At 44.9% G+C, this 18,522-nt stretch carries 10 protein-coding genes; 9 read left to right on the forward strand and 1 reads right to left on the reverse strand.

Translation table 11 applies throughout. From position 1 onward, the window contains the following. Window positions 1-6: 6 nt before the first annotated feature. From FEM55_RS08245 to FEM55_RS08270, 6 genes are all read left to right on the forward strand, one after another. A complete protein-coding gene (locus FEM55_RS08245; protein WP_229209153.1) occupies window positions 7-1,440 on the forward strand; it encodes a RagB/SusD family nutrient uptake outer membrane protein in 1,434 nt (477 codons plus the stop codon). A gap of 222 nt (window positions 1,441-1,662) precedes the next feature. Beyond that, window positions 1,663-4,896, forward strand: a complete 3,234-nt coding sequence (locus FEM55_RS08250) for a VCBS repeat-containing protein (RefSeq protein WP_229209154.1) — start codon at window positions 1,663-1,665, stop codon at window positions 4,894-4,896. A 79-nt stretch (window positions 4,897-4,975) separates the two neighbouring features. Then, window positions 4,976-8,329 carry a VCBS repeat-containing protein gene (locus FEM55_RS08255; RefSeq protein WP_138280866.1) on the forward strand — a complete coding sequence of 1,118 codons (3,354 nt, stop codon included), beginning with the start codon at window positions 4,976-4,978 and terminating at the stop codon, window positions 8,327-8,329. Window positions 8,330-8,373: 44 nt separating this feature from the next. Beyond that, entirely contained in the window at window positions 8,374-9,702 is a 1,329-nt protein-coding gene (locus tag FEM55_RS08260; protein ID WP_138280867.1) for a Kelch repeat-containing protein, read from the forward strand. After that, complete coding sequence (locus FEM55_RS08265; protein WP_138280868.1) at window positions 9,699-10,751, forward strand: DUF4249 domain-containing protein; 1,053 nt, start codon at window positions 9,699-9,701, stop codon at window positions 10,749-10,751. Before FEM55_RS08260 ends, FEM55_RS08265 begins: the two co-directional genes overlap by 4 nt. Before the next feature lie 53 nt (window positions 10,752-10,804). Next, window positions 10,805-13,141, forward strand: a complete 2,337-nt coding sequence (locus FEM55_RS08270) for a TonB-dependent receptor (RefSeq protein WP_171036508.1) — start codon at window positions 10,805-10,807, stop codon at window positions 13,139-13,141. Between the two features lie 43 nt (window positions 13,142-13,184). Here FEM55_RS08270 and FEM55_RS08275 read toward each other — a convergent pair whose 3' ends face one another. Beyond that, the gene (locus FEM55_RS08275) at window positions 13,185-13,973 is read right to left on the reverse strand and encodes an SDR family oxidoreductase (RefSeq protein ID WP_138280870.1); all 789 of its coding nucleotides are present in this window, start codon (window positions 13,971-13,973) and stop codon (window positions 13,185-13,187) included. A gap of 191 nt (window positions 13,974-14,164) precedes the next feature. Between FEM55_RS08275 and purH the strand changes: the two genes are divergently transcribed. The 3 genes from purH (at window position 14,165) to FEM55_RS08290 (ending at window position 18,463) form a co-directional block, all read left to right on the forward strand. After that, window positions 14,165-15,700, forward strand: a complete 1,536-nt coding sequence (gene purH / locus FEM55_RS08280) for a bifunctional phosphoribosylaminoimidazolecarboxamide formyltransferase/IMP cyclohydrolase (protein WP_138280871.1) — start codon at window positions 14,165-14,167, stop codon at window positions 15,698-15,700. 157 nt (window positions 15,701-15,857) lie between these two features. Next, a complete protein-coding gene (locus FEM55_RS08285; RefSeq protein WP_229209155.1) occupies window positions 15,858-16,679 on the forward strand; it encodes a hypothetical protein in 822 nt (273 codons plus the stop codon). A 164-nt stretch (window positions 16,680-16,843) separates the two neighbouring features. Beyond that, window positions 16,844-18,463: a sodium:solute symporter family transporter gene (locus tag FEM55_RS08290; RefSeq protein WP_138280873.1), complete on the forward strand. Its 1,620-nt coding sequence runs from the start codon at window positions 16,844-16,846 to the stop codon at window positions 18,461-18,463. Window positions 18,464-18,522: the final 59 nt, after the last annotated feature.

Raw genomic sequence — 18,522 nt, forward strand, 5'->3', positions numbered from 1 at the left:
GCATTATTGCTGACCGGTCAGGCTTGTACTGATCTGACAGAAACGCCTTATGACGTTATTCCAACTGATCAGTTTGGATCGACTCCTGCGCAGCAAGCGGCTTTGCTGGGTCCATTGTACAGCTCATTAGGTGATTATTTCGGAAGATTTGCGGAGTTGAATACAGTTACGGACGAACAGGTGATACCCACACGCGGCGGTGACTGGAAAGACGGTGACGCATGGAAACGCTTAAAACAGCATACCTGGACTCCAACCGGAGACGACGATAAATTTAACGGTATGTGGACGTGGTGCTATAACAGTATCACTTCCATTAACCAGCAGCTGAGCAATCCGGAAATCACGGATGCAGGAACCCTCGCAGAATTGCGTGCACTCCGGGCGTTCTATCATTATCTGCTGCTGGATCAGTTCAGAAATGTGATCATTGCCGAAAAGCTGGGCGGTGAAGGACCGGTACAGAAAACGGGACCTGAAGTTTTTGCGTGGATTGAAAAAGAACTTAAAGAGGTCTATCCAAATCTTAGCGAAACCACAGGCGGAGCTTATTACGGACGTTTCAACAAGTACGTTGCCAACATGATCCTGGCCAAGCTTTACCTTAACGCCGAGGTTTACACAGGAACACCGAAATGGGCAGAAGCAAAAGCAGAATGTGATGTGGTTATTGCATCCGGCAAGTATACGCTGACAGCAGATTTCTTCAGTAATTTCTCTACGCAGAATCAGGCATCCAAAGAAAATATTCTTGCCATTCCGTTTGATGCTTCCAAAAGGGGCGGCTTTAACATGAACATGCGTACGCTGCATTATTTGAGCCAGCTTACTTACAATACGCCTCAGGCACCATGGAACGGGTACTGTACAGCCACTGAATTCTACAATTCTTTCAAAGAAGGTGATAACAGAAAGAATATGTGGATTGTCGGACAGCAGTATTCAGCTGATGGCAAGCCGCTAACGGACGACGGTAAACCATTTATCTTCACTCCGGAGATCCCTGCATTTGAAATGCCTGCGGGCCCGGTTGCGAGGTTGGCCGGTGCGAGAAGCCAGAAGTATGAAATTCAGCGAAACGGAGCAAGCAATGACCAGGATAATGACTTTGTCCTTTTCCGTCTCGGGGATACATATCTGATGAGAGCGGAAGCAAATCTTCGTCTGGGGAAAGTTGCAGATGCCATCAAAGATGTTAACATCGTTCGTGATCGTGCAGGAGCAACTCCGATTACTACGCTGACACTGGACGGTATGCTTGCGGAAAGAGGCTGGGAAATGGCCTGGGAATATACAAGACGTCAGGACCTTATCCGTTTCGGACAATTCAACAAGCCTTGGCAGTTCAAAGATGCATCACCTGCATTCAGAAATATTTTCCCGATTCCGGCTACGCAGCTTTCTCTGAATCCGAACCTGAAACAAAACCCAGGTTACTGATGCACTGATAAGAATCATGTAATTCCAGTTTATTCCGAACAGGGGCAGCCTCCTTCATGGCTTGCTCCTGTTTTATTTTACATTTGTGTCAGATCTGCATTTTACCAGTAAAGAAATTCATTAATGACTCGTTGCAGTACTATATTGTTGGTTTGTGGGCTTGGTATTTTCATGTTTCTGTCCTGTTCAAAAGACAGTGAAAAGAATAGCTTGTTTGAAGAAATGGCTTCTTCCGAAACCGGAATAAGCTTTGAAAATACAATTACAAACAGTGAAGAATTCAACATCTTCAATTACAGAAATTTTTATAATGGCGGCGGCGTAGCAATCGGGGATATCAATAATGATAACCTTCCGGATATTTACCTGATTGCGAATCAGGGCTCCAATAAACTGTTTCTGAATAAGGGCAATTTCCGCTTTGAAGATGTTACGGATAAAGCCGGCGTGGCCGGAACCAAATCGTGGAGCACAGGCGCAACGTTTGCCGACGTAAACGGAGATGGTTTCCTGGATTTATACGTTTGCAATGCCGGTCGTTCGGAAGAACGTAATAATGAATTGTTTATCAATAATGGAAACGGGACTTTTGTTGAAAAAGCAAAAGAGTACGGCTTTGACGATCACGGATTCTCCACGCATGCCGCTTTCTTTGATTTTGACCGGGACGGAGATCTGGACATGTTTTTGCTTAACAACAGTTTCACGCCTGTGGGCCGCCTTGCGTATGCAAATATCCGTAATCAGCGGGATAAGGAAGGCGGGCATAAATTGTTCAGAAACGATGGTTCAAAGTTTACGGATATCAGTGAACAAGCCGGAATTTACGGAAGTCTGATCGGATTCGGGCTTGGAATTACAATCGGCGATGTCAATAATGACAACTGGCTGGATCTTTATATTTCCAATGACTTCTACGAACATGATTACTTGTATATCAACAATCATGACGGTACTTTCAAGGAGTCTATTCAATCGGCCATGCAGCATACGAGCTTGTCTTCCATGGGTGCAGACATAGCGGATATCAACAACGACGGGAAACTGGATATTTATGTTACAGATATGCTTCCGGCTTTTGACAGGAGGTTAAAACTCACATCCACTTACGAAGGGTATGACTTGCTGGCCTTGAAAGTATCCCGGGATTTTCATTACCAATACATGCAGAATACGCTTCAGTTGAATCAATCGGGTGCACCGGACGGAAAAACGTGGTTTAGCGAAATTGCACGTTTCAGCGGTACACATGCCACGGACTGGAGCTGGGGCGCTCTCATCTTTGACATGGATTCGGACGGTGAAAAGGATATCTTTGTAGCCAATGGAATCTATAAAGATCTTACGAATCAGGACTTTGTCGCATTTCTTGCCGATCCTTCGAATATTGCGGAAGTCAGCCGTACAAGGCAGTTTGATTATAAGATGTTTCTTGACAAAATGCCTTCCGAGCCGCTTTCCAACTATGCTTTTAAAAACAACGGCAATTTGTCTTTTGTCAACCAGGCAACAGAATGGGGGTTGAACAAGCCTTCATTTTCAAACGGGGCGGCTTACGGCGACCTTGACAATGACGGTGATCTGGATCTTGTTGTGAATAATGTAAACAGCCCGCTTTTTGTTTATAAAAACAAATCCAGTGAGCGCAAGGATTTTCATTATATCAAGTTCAGGTTAAACGGCGAACAAAATAACAAAGACGCAATCGGGACCAAAATATACGTGCATCAACAGAAAAGGACGCAAATGCTGCAGCAAATGCCAAACCGGGGATTTGAGTCATCCGTTGACCTGCGGCTGGTTTTTGGCCTGGGTGCCAATCCGGAAATTGATTCTGTAACGGTGCTGTGGCCAAACGATAAGCAACAGGTCATTAAAAAGCCAGCTGCGGACTCGACGTATGTTCTGGATCAGAAAAATGCATCCGTTCCATGGAAACCTGAAAGTGATAACGGTAAAGGCCAGTTTACCGAAGCAACGGAAAGTGGAATTGATTTTACACATAAGGAACTGGATTACGTGGATTACAACCAGAATCCGCTCATCAAGCAAATGTATTCCAGACTGGGTCCGGCCATTGCAGTCGGAGATGTAAACGGTGATCAGCTGGATGACGTATTTACGGGAGGAGCATCAGGCCAGAGCGGAAAGTTGTTCATTCAGAAAAAGGACGGAAACTTCGCCGAAAAAACACCTGAAGTTTTTACAAAAGAACTCGAAACCGAAGCAGTTGACGCTACATTTTTTGATGCAGACAACGACGGTGACCAGGATCTGATCGTTGTATCCGGAAGTAATGAGTTCAAGGATAACGACCAAGCTTTGTTGCCGCAACTTTACCTGAATGACGGAAAAGGGAATTTTAGTAAAAGCAACGGGCTTCCGGGTTTAAATATAAACGCTTCCTGCGTTGCTGTAAGTGATTTCGACAAAGATGGTGACACGGATATTTTTATCGGGTCAAGATTGAAATCCGGTCAGTACGGAATTGATCCGCCAAGTTATCTGCTGACCAACGACGGTAGCGGCAATTTCAAGAATTACACAAAACGATACATTCCGGAAATCGGGCGTTTGGGAATGGTAACGGATGCCATATGGGCTGATATGGACGGAGACACTTATCCAGAACTGATTGTTGCGGGTGACTGGATGCCGGTGATGGTTTTTAAAAACAAAAGAAACAAACTGGAACTGCAGTCCACTGAAAATGTAAAGAATGCAAAAGGAGAAGTTGTCAGAACCAACGGCTGGTGGAATACCTTGGCAGTTGCAGATATTGATAATGATGGCGATCCGGATATCATTGCCGGAAATCTGGGAACGAATACACGACTGAAAGCAACGCAGCAAAAGCCCGTTGACATGTATGTAAAAGATTTCGATAACAATGGTATAACCAAGCAGATTATAACCTGTCCTGATGAAACCGGCGTTTCTTATCCGATGGTTATGAAGCCGGATTTGTTGCGGGCCATGCCGTCTCTCAAGAAAAAATTCGTTAAATATGAGCAGTACGCGGGTAAAACCGTAGAGGACGTAATCAGTAAGGAAGATCTGGCCAGCGCAGTGAAAAAGGAAGTTTATACTTCGGAATCCGTTATATTGAGAAATGAATCAAAAGGATCGGCATTTACAATGATTCCTTTGCCTGTGCAAGCGCAGTTATCACCCATTTACAGCATCATTCCTTCAGATTATGACCACGACGGGAATATGGATCTGATCGTTGCAGGAAATTATTATGATGTGTTGCCTGAAATCGGGAGGTACGATGCGTCCAAAGGGTTGGTTTTACGTAACAATAAAGGCAGTTTTGAAGCTTTGCTTCCATCTGAAACTGGTTTCTGGGCGGAAGATCAGGTCCGGAATATGCGGCAGCTTAGACAGGGCCAGTTGATTCTGGGCAAGAACAACAGCAAGGTACAAGTTTTCAGGCCGGTTATCAAAAAGTGATAGTTGAAGGTTTATTTATCAACGGTAATTTCCGGTTTGTATCCGGGAATGTCATTGATAAAATCAGGATTAAATCAAAATGAAGAAAATAAATCTGGCAGTAATCCTTGTCTTTGCGCTTATTTTTCAGGCATGCAGTTCAAAGGAAAAAAGCAGTGAAAAGCCGTTATTTGAAGTGAAGGATTCAGCAAGTACCGGAGTCGGGTTTGTAAATCAGGTTGTTGGCAATGAAAAGGTTAACCTGATGGATTACCTTTACTTTTACAATGGCGGCGGTGTAGCTACGGGCGATATCAACAATGACGGACTGGCTGATGTTTACTTTGTTTCCAATCAGGGCAAAAACAAGCTGTATCTGAATAAAGGCAATTTCAGGTTTGAAGATATTTCTGAAAAAGCAGGTGTGGAAGGCTTTTCCGACTGGCAGACCGGCGTTACCATGGCCGATGTCAATGGCGACGGGTTACTGGATATCTATGTTTCGGCCGTAGGAAATTTCCGGGGAATGGAAGGTTCCAATGAACTGTACATCAACAACGGGGATCTTACATTTTCTGAAAAAGCAGCGGATTACGGACTTGATTTTACAGGTTTTTCAACGCAGGCAGTATTCTTTGATTATGACCGGGACGGCGATATGGATTGCTACCTCTTGAATCATGCCGTGCATACCTCGCGCAGTTATGATCGTGTAAGCACCCGTCATCTGCGCAACAATGAAGCCGGGGATTATTTGTATGAAAGTCAGTTGAGTGACCAGAAAGCGGGTCCGGATAAAGCTGTAAAGTTCAAGGATGTGAGTGCAAAAGCCGGAATTTACGGTGCTGCCATGGGCTACGGGCTAGGCGTTGGCGTTGCCGATCTGAACAATGACGGATGGGACGACATTTATGTTTCCAATGATTTTCATGAAGATGATTATTGCTACATCAACAATGGCAACGGGACTTTTACTAATAAAAGCCATGAAATGTTTCGCTATACAAGCCGGTATTCCATGGGAAATGATATTGCGGACGTAAATAACGACGGTTACCCGGATGTAATGACGCTGGATATGTACCCGGAAGACGAATACGTGGAAAAGTCATCCATTGGCGAGGATGCGCTCGATATTTATTTGTACAAACTTTCTTTCGGTTATATGCCGCAGCTCAGCCGGAATTGCCTTCAGATTAATCTTTCCGGAAAGAAATTCATGGAAGTGGCTGCCATGTCCGGCGTGGCTGCAACGGACTGGAGCTGGTCGCCTTTGCTGGCAGATTATGACAATGACGGAATAAAGGATTTGTTTGTAAGCAACGGAATTGCGCATCGTCCGAATAATCTGGATTATGCAAAGTATGCTGCGGATGATTCGCTGAGGTATGCCGCTGAAACGTCACTGGAACTGGACAAAAAAGCGCTTGACCTGATGCCCGAAGGAAAAGTTCATAATTATTTGTTTAAAGGAACCAAGGAACTGAACTTTCAGAATAAATCGCTGGAATGGGGTTTCGAAGCAAAAAATATCTCAAACGGAGCGGCTTATGCGGATTTTGACAATGACGGCGATCTGGATCTCGTGACCAACAACCTGAACGAGCGTTCTGTTTTTTATCAGAATCATGCCAATCAAATGCCTGGTTCAGGATTCCTGAGGATCAGGCTGGAAGATTATCCCGGTAACCGGTTTGCCATTGGTGCAAAAGTAGTGATTAAAAGCCAGAGCGGACTTCAGATGCAGCAATTGGCCATGACAAGAGGATTTGAGTCGTCCAGCGAGCCGGTTGTGCATTTTGGTGTTGGCGCGCAAAAAATCATTGACAGCCTCATCGTAGTATGGCCCGATCAGCATGAACAGGTGCTTACGCAGGTGAAAACGGGACAGTTGCTTAAAATCAAGTACGATAAAATTTCCGCAACTGAGAAAAACATCCGGATTGTAAAAACACCGGATCAGCAATTGTTTGAAGATGTAACGGATCAATTCAAAATTCCTGACAAGCACGAGGAAAACCAATACTTTGATTTTTACAGAGAAAGTCTGATGCCGTTTCTGGTTTCCACGGAAGGGCCGAAAGTTGCTGTGGCTGATGTAAACGGTGACGGGCTGGAAGATATGTACGTGGGTGGCGCCAAATGGCAGATCGGAGCCTTGTACCTGCAAACGCCTGCCGGCAAATTCGTGAGAAGTCTGCAACCGGATTTCAGGACCGACTCGACTTATGAAGATGTGGATGCCGTGTTCTTTGATGCCGATAAAGACGGTTTTCAGGATCTTTATGTAGTTACAGGCGGAAATGAATTTTATGATAAAATGCCGCAGCAGTTTGACCGTTTATATATGAACGACGGCAAAGGGAATTTTAAAAGAAACGCCAATGCTCTTCCGCCGATGTTTGATAACAAATCCTGCGTCCGGCCATTTGATCTGGATCAGGACGGTGATCTGGACTTGTTTGTAGGAGGTCGGGTCGTTGGTTTTCAATACGGAATGGCTCCGAATTCTTACATTCTGATCAATGACGGCAAAGGAAACTTTACAGATAAAACCAATGAACTCGCTCCTCAGCTCCGGAATATCGGCATGGTTACGGATGCATTATGGGCGGATATTGACGGCGACAAGCAGAACGATCTGGTGGTTGCCGGAGACTGGATGCCGGTCACTGTTTTCTTTAACAAAAAAGGAAAGCTGGGCCGTGATCAATCGGGTAAATATAGTACTCCTGCCGGGTTCTGGCAGTGTATAGCAGCGGCTGATTTTGATCAGGACGGCGATATGGATCTGATTGCGGGAAATCTGGGAAACAACAACAAGTTCAGAAAAAGACCTGATACCCATTTGAAAATGTGGGTCAAAGATTTTGATAATAATCAGGGACTGGAACAGGTTCTGGCTTACAGCGTTGAAGAAAAATGGTATCCGGTGGCTTTCAAGGACGAACTTGGAAAACGTATTCCTTCGATTATCAACAAGAGATTTACGGATTACAAGTCTTTTGCAGGAAAAACGATCGATGATATTTTTGAAGCCGGTGAATTAAAGGGTTCCAGGTTACTGGAAGTTGAAAAGTTTGGCTCCGTTTATCTGGAAAACAAAGAGGGACGATTTGTTATGCATGACTTGCCGGCAGAAGCACAGGCTTCAAAGTTGTTTGCCATGACCATTACGGATCTAAACGGAGACGGCCGGCCGGATGTGCTGGGCGGAGGAAATTATCAGGGTGTAAGCACTTATCAGGGTCGTTATGATTCCAGTTTCGGGTTAGTGCTTTTGAATAAGGGAAAAGGAAATTTCGAAGCACTTTCACCGGTTGACACCGGGTTTTTGCTGGAAGGTGAAATAAGGGATATCAAGCGTATAAAGGCAGGTAATGAATCTTTGTGGATGATAGCGCGTAATAATCTGCCATTAACCATCATAAAGCCTTTACGCCGGGAGAAGTAAAAGTAACGGGTGCAATACTGCAATTCACAGATCAGCAGGCACATATGACAACAGGCTTTACAGTTACAGGATCTTTTCTTTGCCGTATATTTATAGCGGCTGTGTTCTTCATTGTGTTTTCCTGTGAGAAAAAGATATTTCCGCCAACCGGGATTACCGAGGATATCATTGTTCCTGTTTCCATTGTTTCCGTTGAACAGAATGCAGCCGCTACCGCTGAAATTACGGTCAAAACGTCCAATGTTGCCGAAAACAACTTTGAACTTAAGCTGCTGACGGATTCAGGTGCAGAAATCCCGCTTCAGGCCGGCAGCAACGAAGTGGTAAGTGTTTTCAAGCTGACTACGTATACAAGTGGAAAGTTGCAGGACGGGAAAACATATACTTTGCAGCTGAACTACAGGAACGAGCTGGATAAAAGTATTACAATCAGCAGAAATTTTACGGCTGAATCAACTAAAAGCTGGAAAAAACTGCCACATGCCCCCATAGCCGACGGTGATTTTACCGGTGCCGCTCTGCTTTCACCGCTTTACAATTCGGAACTGGCCGTTTACAGATATGCTGACGCTGTGAACTGGGACATTTTGAAATTCGACGGAACGTGGAGAAGTGTAGACAGCAAGAAGCCGGTTCCGAGGCATAATGCAATTGCTTTTCCGTTGGGGCAAGCTGGCGGGAGAGAGCTGATTTTCATGGGATTCGGTTTTATAAATGATGACAAGCTTCCCAGTAAAAAAGCATATCTGAACGACTTTTGGTGGACAGTCAACTACTATTACATTGGCGAGCATGCCGGTGTCGTTTTTCCGCTTTATACGGATATTGACAGAGATGTAAAATTTTTTCTGACTTATGATCATGCGTTTATGCTTAAAGAAGACTTCACAGGTGCAATGCGGTCAATGGATGTAAAATGGGATCAGAAAGAATGTCAGCCGCTTCCTGAAAAAACCGGCAAGCTGGCCACTTTTACAATAAACGGAACAGGCTATGTCATTAACCAGACGGCAGGAAAAGCTCCTCATCTTTATGCCTATTCTCCCGGGCAGGACAAATGGACAAGAATGGCTGATTTTCCGGGCGTTCTCCGAGAATTGGGAACGGCATTTTCGGCAGCAGGAAAAGGATATTTCGGACTGGGAATTGATGCACCGGGAAATGGATTGAGGGATATCTGGCAGTATGATCCGGTCAAAAATGCATGGAGCTATCATTCGGAATATCCGGGTCAGGGCAACCGTTTGCTAGTTTCCTTTTCGGACAAAAACAAGGCATATCTGGGATGGGGTTATGAAAGTCGGCAAATAGAGGGTTCCGCTGCCAGACAGCAAACAGGATGTACAGATTTTTGGGAATTCGATCCACAATGAAATATACCGTTTTACAAACTCTCGTACGATATTCTGTTTTCCTGTTTCTGGCTTCTTGGTTGGCGGCTTGTGTGGATGAGGTCCAGCTTCCGTCCAGATCGGTGGAGTCGCGGCTTGTTGTGGAAGGGCTTATCACAAACGAAAAACCACCCTATACGATCAAGCTGACTTTTACAGGAGCTTACAATTCCTTGATTTACGGACAAAATGAAATTCCTGTAAACGGAGCGCTTGTCAGTATAACTGAAATAGGCGGGAACACTGTTTTTCTGGATCAGGACCCGCTTACGCCTGCTAATTACTGGATGCGGGACACGGCTTTTACCGGAAAACCGGGGAAAAGTTATCAGCTTAAAATTCAACTTGAAAATGGCGTTACTTATGTGTCTGAACCGGAAATGTTACATCCCGTTGCTGAAATAGACCGAATTTACGCTGAGTTTCAGGAACGGCCCAACGACGAATTTTTTGAACCGGACCATTATGTAATTTTGCTGGATACCAAAGATCCTTCAACAACCGGAAATTATTATCGCTGGTCAGGATACGGGTATGTACCAAGGCTTTCCACCGGCGAGCCGATCGGAATGGGCGTTTGCTGCAACTGGTGCTGGGTTCCGGTTTACAGCTCACGTTCCGATGTACTTTCCGATGTGCTTGTAAACGGCAACAGCATCAGCCGCAGGCCCGTAATGTCATCTCCGATTTATTATGCCGGCCGGCATTACATTGAAGTAAGGCAATATTCACTTACCAAGTCGGCATATCAGTTCTGGCTGAACTTTGAAGAACAGCGTAAACGAAACGGATCGTTGTTTGATCCTTTGCCGGCTTCCATTGAAGGAAATGTTCACCGTGAAGATGATGCAAGCGTTCTGGCGCTTGGCTATTTCGGCGCATCGGCCGTCAGTATAAAAAGAACGGTTATTCCGGGTGATACCTTGAATGCACAGCGGATCGCCATCAAATACAGCAACGTTTTTATTGAAAACGGGAATTGTCAGTTGGTATACAGTCAGGGTCAGCTTACGCCTCCGGCAAACTGGTGATGGAAAATCAGCGCAACATATTTTTTTGTTTAGTGTTAAAAATCCTGCTTTTCATGGCAATGATTATTTACTTGCCCCAAACAGGTTTCGGGCAGGCAAACTGGATATTGAAAGGCAGGGTAAGTGACGCTTCTTCCGGAAAAGGCCTGCCGAATGCATCCGTCGTTTCGCGCCTATCCAAAACGGCAGTTACAACAGACAGTACAGGGTATTTCGAGTTATCACTGAAAGCAGGTGAACAGCTTGTAAATTTTTCATCCGTCGGTTATTTCAGTCAGGCAAGGAATATTACTTATAAAGAGACTTTTTCAGAGCTTGAAATAAAACTTTTGCCCGAAATCCGCCAGTTGCAGGAACTGATTGTAAAAGAAAAAGCCCCGGACGAAAACGTTCGTTCCAGCCAGATGAGCGTTTCCAGGCTGGATATCAAAAACCTGAAAAACATTCCGGTTGTTTTCGGAGAAGTGGACATTCTTAAAGCACTTACTTTACAGCCGGGTGTCAGTACGGTAGGCGAGGGTACAGCCGGTTTTAACGTGCGTGGGGGCAGAACAGATCAGAACCTTGTCCTGCTGGATGGAGCACCGCTTTTCAACACATCTCATTTGCTGGGTTTTCTGAGTAACGTCAACGTGGATGCGGTCCGGGATGTTACTTTGTTCAAAGGCGACATTCCTGCATCATACGGCGGCCGACTTTCTTCTTTGCTGGCCATCAATACGCGTACAGGAAACAAGGAAAGGGTTAATCTGACAACAGGAATCGGCCTCATGACTGCAAGCGTTATGGCTGACGGCCCGCTTACCCGAAACAGACGGCTGACCTTTCTTGCAGGCGGCAGGATTGCTTATCCCGATGTTCTTATCAAACGGTTTCCTGCGCCTGTCAACAAGAACAAGGCTTTCTTTTTTGACCTGAACGGACGTTTATCCTACGAAATTTCAGCAACCAGCATTGTGTCCGTCACAGGTTATTACAGTTTTGACCATTTCAAATTTCCTGAAGATACGCTTTACGGCTGGAAATCGGCGGCAGCTACCATAAACTGGAACAAACAAATCAGTAAAACCTTGTCCTTGGAAGCTGGTGCCAATTTGAGCCGCTATGCATTTATACTGGAAGGTATTTCACCGACGAACGAGTATGAATTCAGTTCGGGAATAAACCAGTACGACGGCCATTTACGGTTTCTATGGCAACCGCTTTTATCGCATAAAATAGAAGCCGGTACCAGCATAACCCGTTACAGTCTTTCTCCGGGCAAACTTGCTCCGGTAAAACAATCCAATATCGCGCGCATGGATATGGAAAAGGAACAGGCTCTGGAACAGGCGCTTTATGTCTCGGACGAATGGAATCTATTTCCCTGGCTGGCAATTAATGCAGGAATCCGATATGTGCATTTTGCAAATGTCGGCGCGGGAAGTGTTTTTCAGTACGAAAGTACTGTTCCGCGCAGTACGGAATCTATATTGGATACGCTTGTATATGGAAAAGGGAAAACAATCGCAGATTTCGGTGGATTGGAGCCTCGTTTTTCTGTCAGGATCAATACGGGTAAATCCAGTTCTGTCAAGATGAGCTATACCAAAACCCGTCAGTATCTGCACCTTATTTCCAATACAACTGCCATTTCACCAGTTGATTTCTGGAAACTTGCCGACGGATTTGTGCCGCCGCAGTCTTCCGTACAGTGGGCTGCGGGTTATTTCAAGAATTTCAGTGACAATGCTTTTGAAACTTCGGTAGAGATATACCGCAAAAATCTGACTAATCTGGTAGAGTATAAAAACGGTGCAACGCTACTGCTTAATGCTGCACTTGAAACGGATTTGCTTCCTGCCAAAGGAAAAGCTTACGGCGTTGAAGTCAGCATTCAGAAAACCAAAGGAATCCTAACCGGCCTGATCGCCTACACTTACAGCCGGACTTTTGCAAAAGTCAGTTCCATTTATCCAACGGAGCAGATCAATCGTGGAAACTGGTTTCCTGCTACTGTGGACAGGCCGCATAACATGAACATTTCCACGCAATGGAAATGGAGAAAAGGCTGGACATTCGGTACCAATTTTGTTTATACATCAGGCCGGCCACTGACTTTTCCGGATGGTACTTACCGGCTGAACGACGTTGTAGTACAGGATTATTCATCCAGAAACCTGGACCGCGTTCCGGATTACCACCGCATGGATATTTCTTTTACCAAAGACACCCGCATCAAAACAGATCAGCCGAGTTACACTTTGTGGTCGTTTTCAATTTATAATTTATACGCCAGAAAAAACCCGTATTCCATTTATTTCCGGCAATCGGGTTCAAGGCTTGTCAGTTACCGTCTTTCCGTATTTGGGACGCTAATTCCTTCTGTAAGCTGGAAGCATTACTTTTAAGCTATAACTATTCTGATTTTTATACTCGTTAGCAGCGAGCAGTTTACATGCTTTCCGTTTTGCCGCCGTCCACAGGCAGATTGACGCCGTTGATGCTTGCTGCTGCCGGGCTGCAAAGGAATGCAACTGCTGCTGCGACTTCTCTGGCTTCGCTGAAACGGCGTATCGGAATGGATGCCTGCATTTCGTTTGCGATTTCTTCGCGGGATTTGCCTTGTGCCTTGCTTCTCATTTCAAGAACGGCGTCCAGACGTGCTGTTTCGGTGTAGCCTGGCAGAACATTGTTGCAAGTAATTCCGAATTGTCCAAGTTCCAGCGATAAGGTTTTTGACCAGCTTGCAACGGCTCCTCTGATTGTATTGGAAACGCCGAGGCCGACAATCGGCTGTTTAACGGAAGTGCTGATGATATTGACGATTCTTCCGAAACCTGCCTTTTTCATAAACGGAACTACCGATTGAGCCAGAAACTGATTGTTGATCAGATGCATCTGAAAGGTTTTTAAAAACTGGTCCGTTTCTGCTTCTATAACTGGCCCGCCCGCCGGTCCGCCGGTATTGTTGATCAGAATATGAACTTCCGGACAAAGGCGGAGATAATTTTCAATGGCATCCTTTACATTTTCATTATCGGAAAAATCGGCAACTACGTAGCGGTGCAACTGGCTGGCCGATGTATCCAGCGTTTCTACGGCTTTCCGCAGCTTTTCTTCATTTCTGGCAACGAGTGTAACATTTGCACCCATTAAAGCCAGTTCCACTGCCGTTGCAAGTCCGATACCCTGTGTGCTTCCGCAGACGAGAGCTGTTTTTCCTGTCAGGTTAAGATCCATTGTTTTTGATTTTGTCTTTTAATTTCAAGGTATGGCGCTTCGGATATTTAGTACTTTCCTCTTCAGACTTCGTACTTTTTTCATCTATCTTTGCGGCTTATTTTCAGTCCGGAAATATTGAGCAGCAAGAGAATCAGTTAACTTGGTTATCAAAATTTCCGAATTTGTAATTTTACAGCAAACATTCCGAAATGTCTAAAAAAATCCAATCCGCGCTTATATCTGTATACTATAAGGACGGACTTGAACCTTTGGTTCGCCTTCTGCATGATAACGGAGTAAAACTTTACTCAACCGGCGGTACTCAGACCTTCATTGAAAGCCTGCAAATTCCAGTTACTGCTGTGGAAGAACTTACGGGTTACCCGTCTATTTTCGGCGGCAGGGTAAAAACGCTGCACCCGGCAGTAATGGGCGGGATTTTATACCGCCGTGACGATTCAGGTGATCTTGAACAGGCGCAGCAATATAATATTCCTGCTATTGACCTGGTTATTGTAGATCTTTATCCGTTTGAAGAAACCGTTGCTTCCGGTGCAAACGAGGCCGATATCATTGAGAAAATAGACATTGGCGGCATTTCCCTGATCCGGGCAACTGCAAAGAATTTTAAAGATACGCTGATTGTTTCTTCGCGTAGTCAGTATGAAGAAGTTGTGGAACTGCTTTCTGCCAAGGCCGGTGCCACCGATCTGGAAGACCGCCGTTATTACGCCGGACTTGCCTTTGCCGTTTCTTCGCATTATGACGGTGCCATCAATCGTTTTTTTACGGCGGACAAGGAGAAATCGGACAGCGATCTTTTCAATTTCACCAGTCTTTCTTCGCAAACTTTACGTTATGGTGAAAACCCGCACCAGAATGCTACTTACTACGGCGATCTGGAAGGAATTTTTGACAAACTGCATGGTAAGGAATTGTCTTATAACAACCTTGTTGACGTGGACGCATGCGTTAATCTGATCGATGAGTTTGAAGGTGCCCAACCGACTTTTGCAATTATCAAACATACAAACGCTTGCGGAATCGCCACGGCTGCAACTGCAAAAGAAGCTTATGACCACGCGCTGGCCTGCGATCCGGTGTCTGCATTCGGCGGTGTTGTGATCACCAACTCAAAAGTTGATCTTGCCACAGCCGAAGAACTGAACAAGCTGTTTATGGAAATCCTCATAGCGCCGCAATACGATGAAGAAGCGCTTGATTTGCTGAAATCCAAGAAAAACAGGATTCTTCTGAAACGTAATGCTGTAAACCTGCCGCAGATGATGTTTAAAACCATTCTGAACGGAGTGCTGGTGCAGGATAAGGATTTGTCTACTGAAACTGCTTCCCAGTTTACAACCGTAACGGAAAAGTCGCCTTCGGAAAATGAAGTTACGGCCCTGGAATTTGCATTGAAGGTTTGTAAACATACCAAATCCAATACGATTGTGCTGGCAAAGGAAAATCAGCTTCTTGCCAGCGGAACAGGTCAGACTTCGCGTGTGGATGCTTTGCGCCAGGCTATTGACAAGGCAAAGGCATTTGGGTTCGACCTGAACGGTGCAGTTATGGCTTCCGACGCTTTTTTCCCGTTTGCAGACTGTGTTGAAATTGCACAGCAGGCCGGTATAACTGCAGTCGTGCAGCCGGGTGGTTCTATTCGTGACAAGGATTCAATCGCCTACTGCAATGAACATGGCGTTTCAATGGTCACAACCGGAATCCGCCACTTTAAACATTAATTTTCAAGCCACGAATACACGGATTTACACGAATATTTCAGTATTGCATTCGTGTTAATTGGTGTATTCGTGGCTGATAAAAACCTATCCCAAAGCATTTCTTTTGAAAGCAGGTAATCCAGATCAAAAACCTTTTTTCCAATGGGGAAAATTTCTTTTGGCCGGATTACTGATTATTCCGGGAAGTCTTTTTTTTCTTTACCCACAAGTATTTTACTGCGAGTTCATTCGCTTTTCCGGGTTTGTTTCTATTGACAGAAAAACCTACTTCAGCCCTGATATCCAACTGCAATCCTATAAAGCGCTGCAAAAGACCATCCGGCAGTCAGAAACGCGGGTGGATTCATTTTACAAGGGGAAAAGATCAGATCCGGTACTGATTGTATGCAGTGATTCCCGGCAGTATCAGAAATACTGCAACAGCACAGAAGGAGCCGGATGCAGTTTGGGAACACCCTGGGGCAGTTCATATGTCATCCTGAATGCGCAGGGAATGAATGCGGACGTGATCAGTCATGAGATGAGCCATACCGAATTGCTGGAACGGCTTGGCTGGTGGACAATCGCCAAGGAAGTACCGCAGTGGTTCAATGAAGGAACAGCACTGATGCTGGACAGAAGGTTTGTAAATAACCCCGATGCAGCCGGACGCTATCTGGATTACATGGAAGAGTGGCTTTATTACACTGGCGGAGGGCAGGAAATACTTGAACTTGAGAATATAACATCCATCAAAGGATTTTTCAGCGGAGGGCAGCGGCAGGTTATGCTTGCCTATATGTCCTCGGGAATGGAAGTTTCCTACTGGCTTGCAGTTACTAGAAAAAACGCTTTGCAGAATTTGATTACCCGTATAAATAACGGACAGACTTTCGCGGAGGCTTATGCTGAAATGCAAAAGAAAGAAGATGCTTTGATGAAGAAACAATTGCCTGCCAATCCGCTGCGGATTCGGGAAGTAAAGAAAATAACAGAGTAAAGCATCGGGAATATGTCCTTGTAGCTATATTTATGAGCAGCTAACAAAAAACAAAAAGTAATCAGCATTATGGCTGTTCGGATTTTGTACTATTTTCCGAAAATAATGTACCTTTCGATTTAAACTAACAAACGATATCTATTCATTCATTTTTAATATCTGAAATGCAACAATTACAGACCCTTGATTACATCGTTTTCTTCTTTTACTTCATTGTAGTTTCCGGTTACGGTTATTGGATTTATCAGCGAAAGAAATCAACTGCTGAATCGACAAAAGATTTTTTTCTGGCAGAAGGCTCGCTAACGTGGTGGGCAATCGGAGCCTCACTGATTGCTTCCAATATTTCAGCAGAACAGTTTATCGGAATGTCGGGAAACGGGTTTTCAATGGGATTGGGTATTTCAACTTACGAATGGATGGCAGCAGCCACACTGGTGATCGTTGCTGTATTTTTCATGCCAATTTACCTGAAAAACAAGATTTACACCATGCCTCAGTTTCTGAGTCAGCGTTATAATCCGACGGTAAGTCTTATCATGGCCGTGTTCTGGCTTGCACTGTATATTCTGGTCAATCTTACCTCCATCCTTTATCTGGGTGCACTTGCCGTGTCGGGTATTTCCGGGCTAAATTTTCAGTTTTGCATGATTGCGCTTGCTGTTTTTGCAATCATTATCACAATCGGCGGGATGAAAGTAATCGGTTTTACGGACGTAATTCAGGTTTTCTTTCTTGTAATCGGCGGTTTGGCAACAACATATCTGGCGATCAATCTGGTTTCCGGTGATACCGGACTTGACGGTGTGATGAGCGGTATCAAAATGATGCGTGAAAATCATGACGATCATTTTCATATGATCTTCCCAAAAACCAGCCCGTTTTACATGCAGTTGCCCGGACTGGCAGTTTTGCTCGGCGGGATGTGGATCGTAAACCTGAACTATTGGGGCTGTAACCAATACATTACGCAGCGTGCTCTGGGTGCGGATCTGAAAACGGCAAGAAACGGTATTCTGTTTGCGGCATTTCTTAAACTGCTGATGCCGGTAATTGTGGTTTTGCCCGGAATTGCTGCTTATGCATTGTATAATAAAGGAATGTTTCAGGCCGAAATGATAGGTTCAGACGGCGTGATCAACGCAGATAAAGCATATCCTGTGCTGCTGAACCTGCTGCCCTCAGGTCTGAAAGGACTTTCATTCGCTGCGCTTACAGCCGCCGTTGTGGCTTCACTGGCCGGAAAAGCCAACAGTATTTCTACCATCTTTACACTGGATATTTTCAAAAATTACATAGGAAAAAATGCAGATGAAAAAACGCTAGTAAGAATCGGCAGGCTTGTTGTCGTGATTTCCATGATTCTGGCAATTCTTGTTTCTCCGTACATGGGAATCGACAAAAAAGGCGGGTTTCAGTTTATTCAGGAAATGACAGGTTTGCTTTCTCCAGGGATTTTTGCTGCTTTCATTATGGGCTTTTTCTGGAAACGTACCAATTCGGCAGGCGCTTTGTTCGCCATTGTCGGCGGTTTCCTGATCGCACTTGCCATGCATAATAACTACTTTCCATTTGCCGACTGGACGCAGGTTCCGTTTCTCGATCGTATGGGCATTGTGTTCCTGATATGCGTTTCGGTAATGTTTGTTCTTGGGCTTGTATTGCCGGATGAGCGAAAAGGACTTGCGATTGATGCCTCCATGTTCATTCCGCACCGTACATTCATCATCGGGGCAGTCAGTGTCATTGCCATCATAAGTTTTCTGTATGCACATTTCTGGTAACAACTTGCATACCAACGAAAAATGCCCGGAACAAGCCGGGCATTTTTCGTTGGTAAGAA

It is taken from the genome of Dyadobacter sediminis (genome assembly GCF_005860765.1).
Taxonomy (GTDB): domain Bacteria; phylum Bacteroidota; class Bacteroidia; order Cytophagales; family Spirosomataceae; genus Dyadobacter; species Dyadobacter sediminis.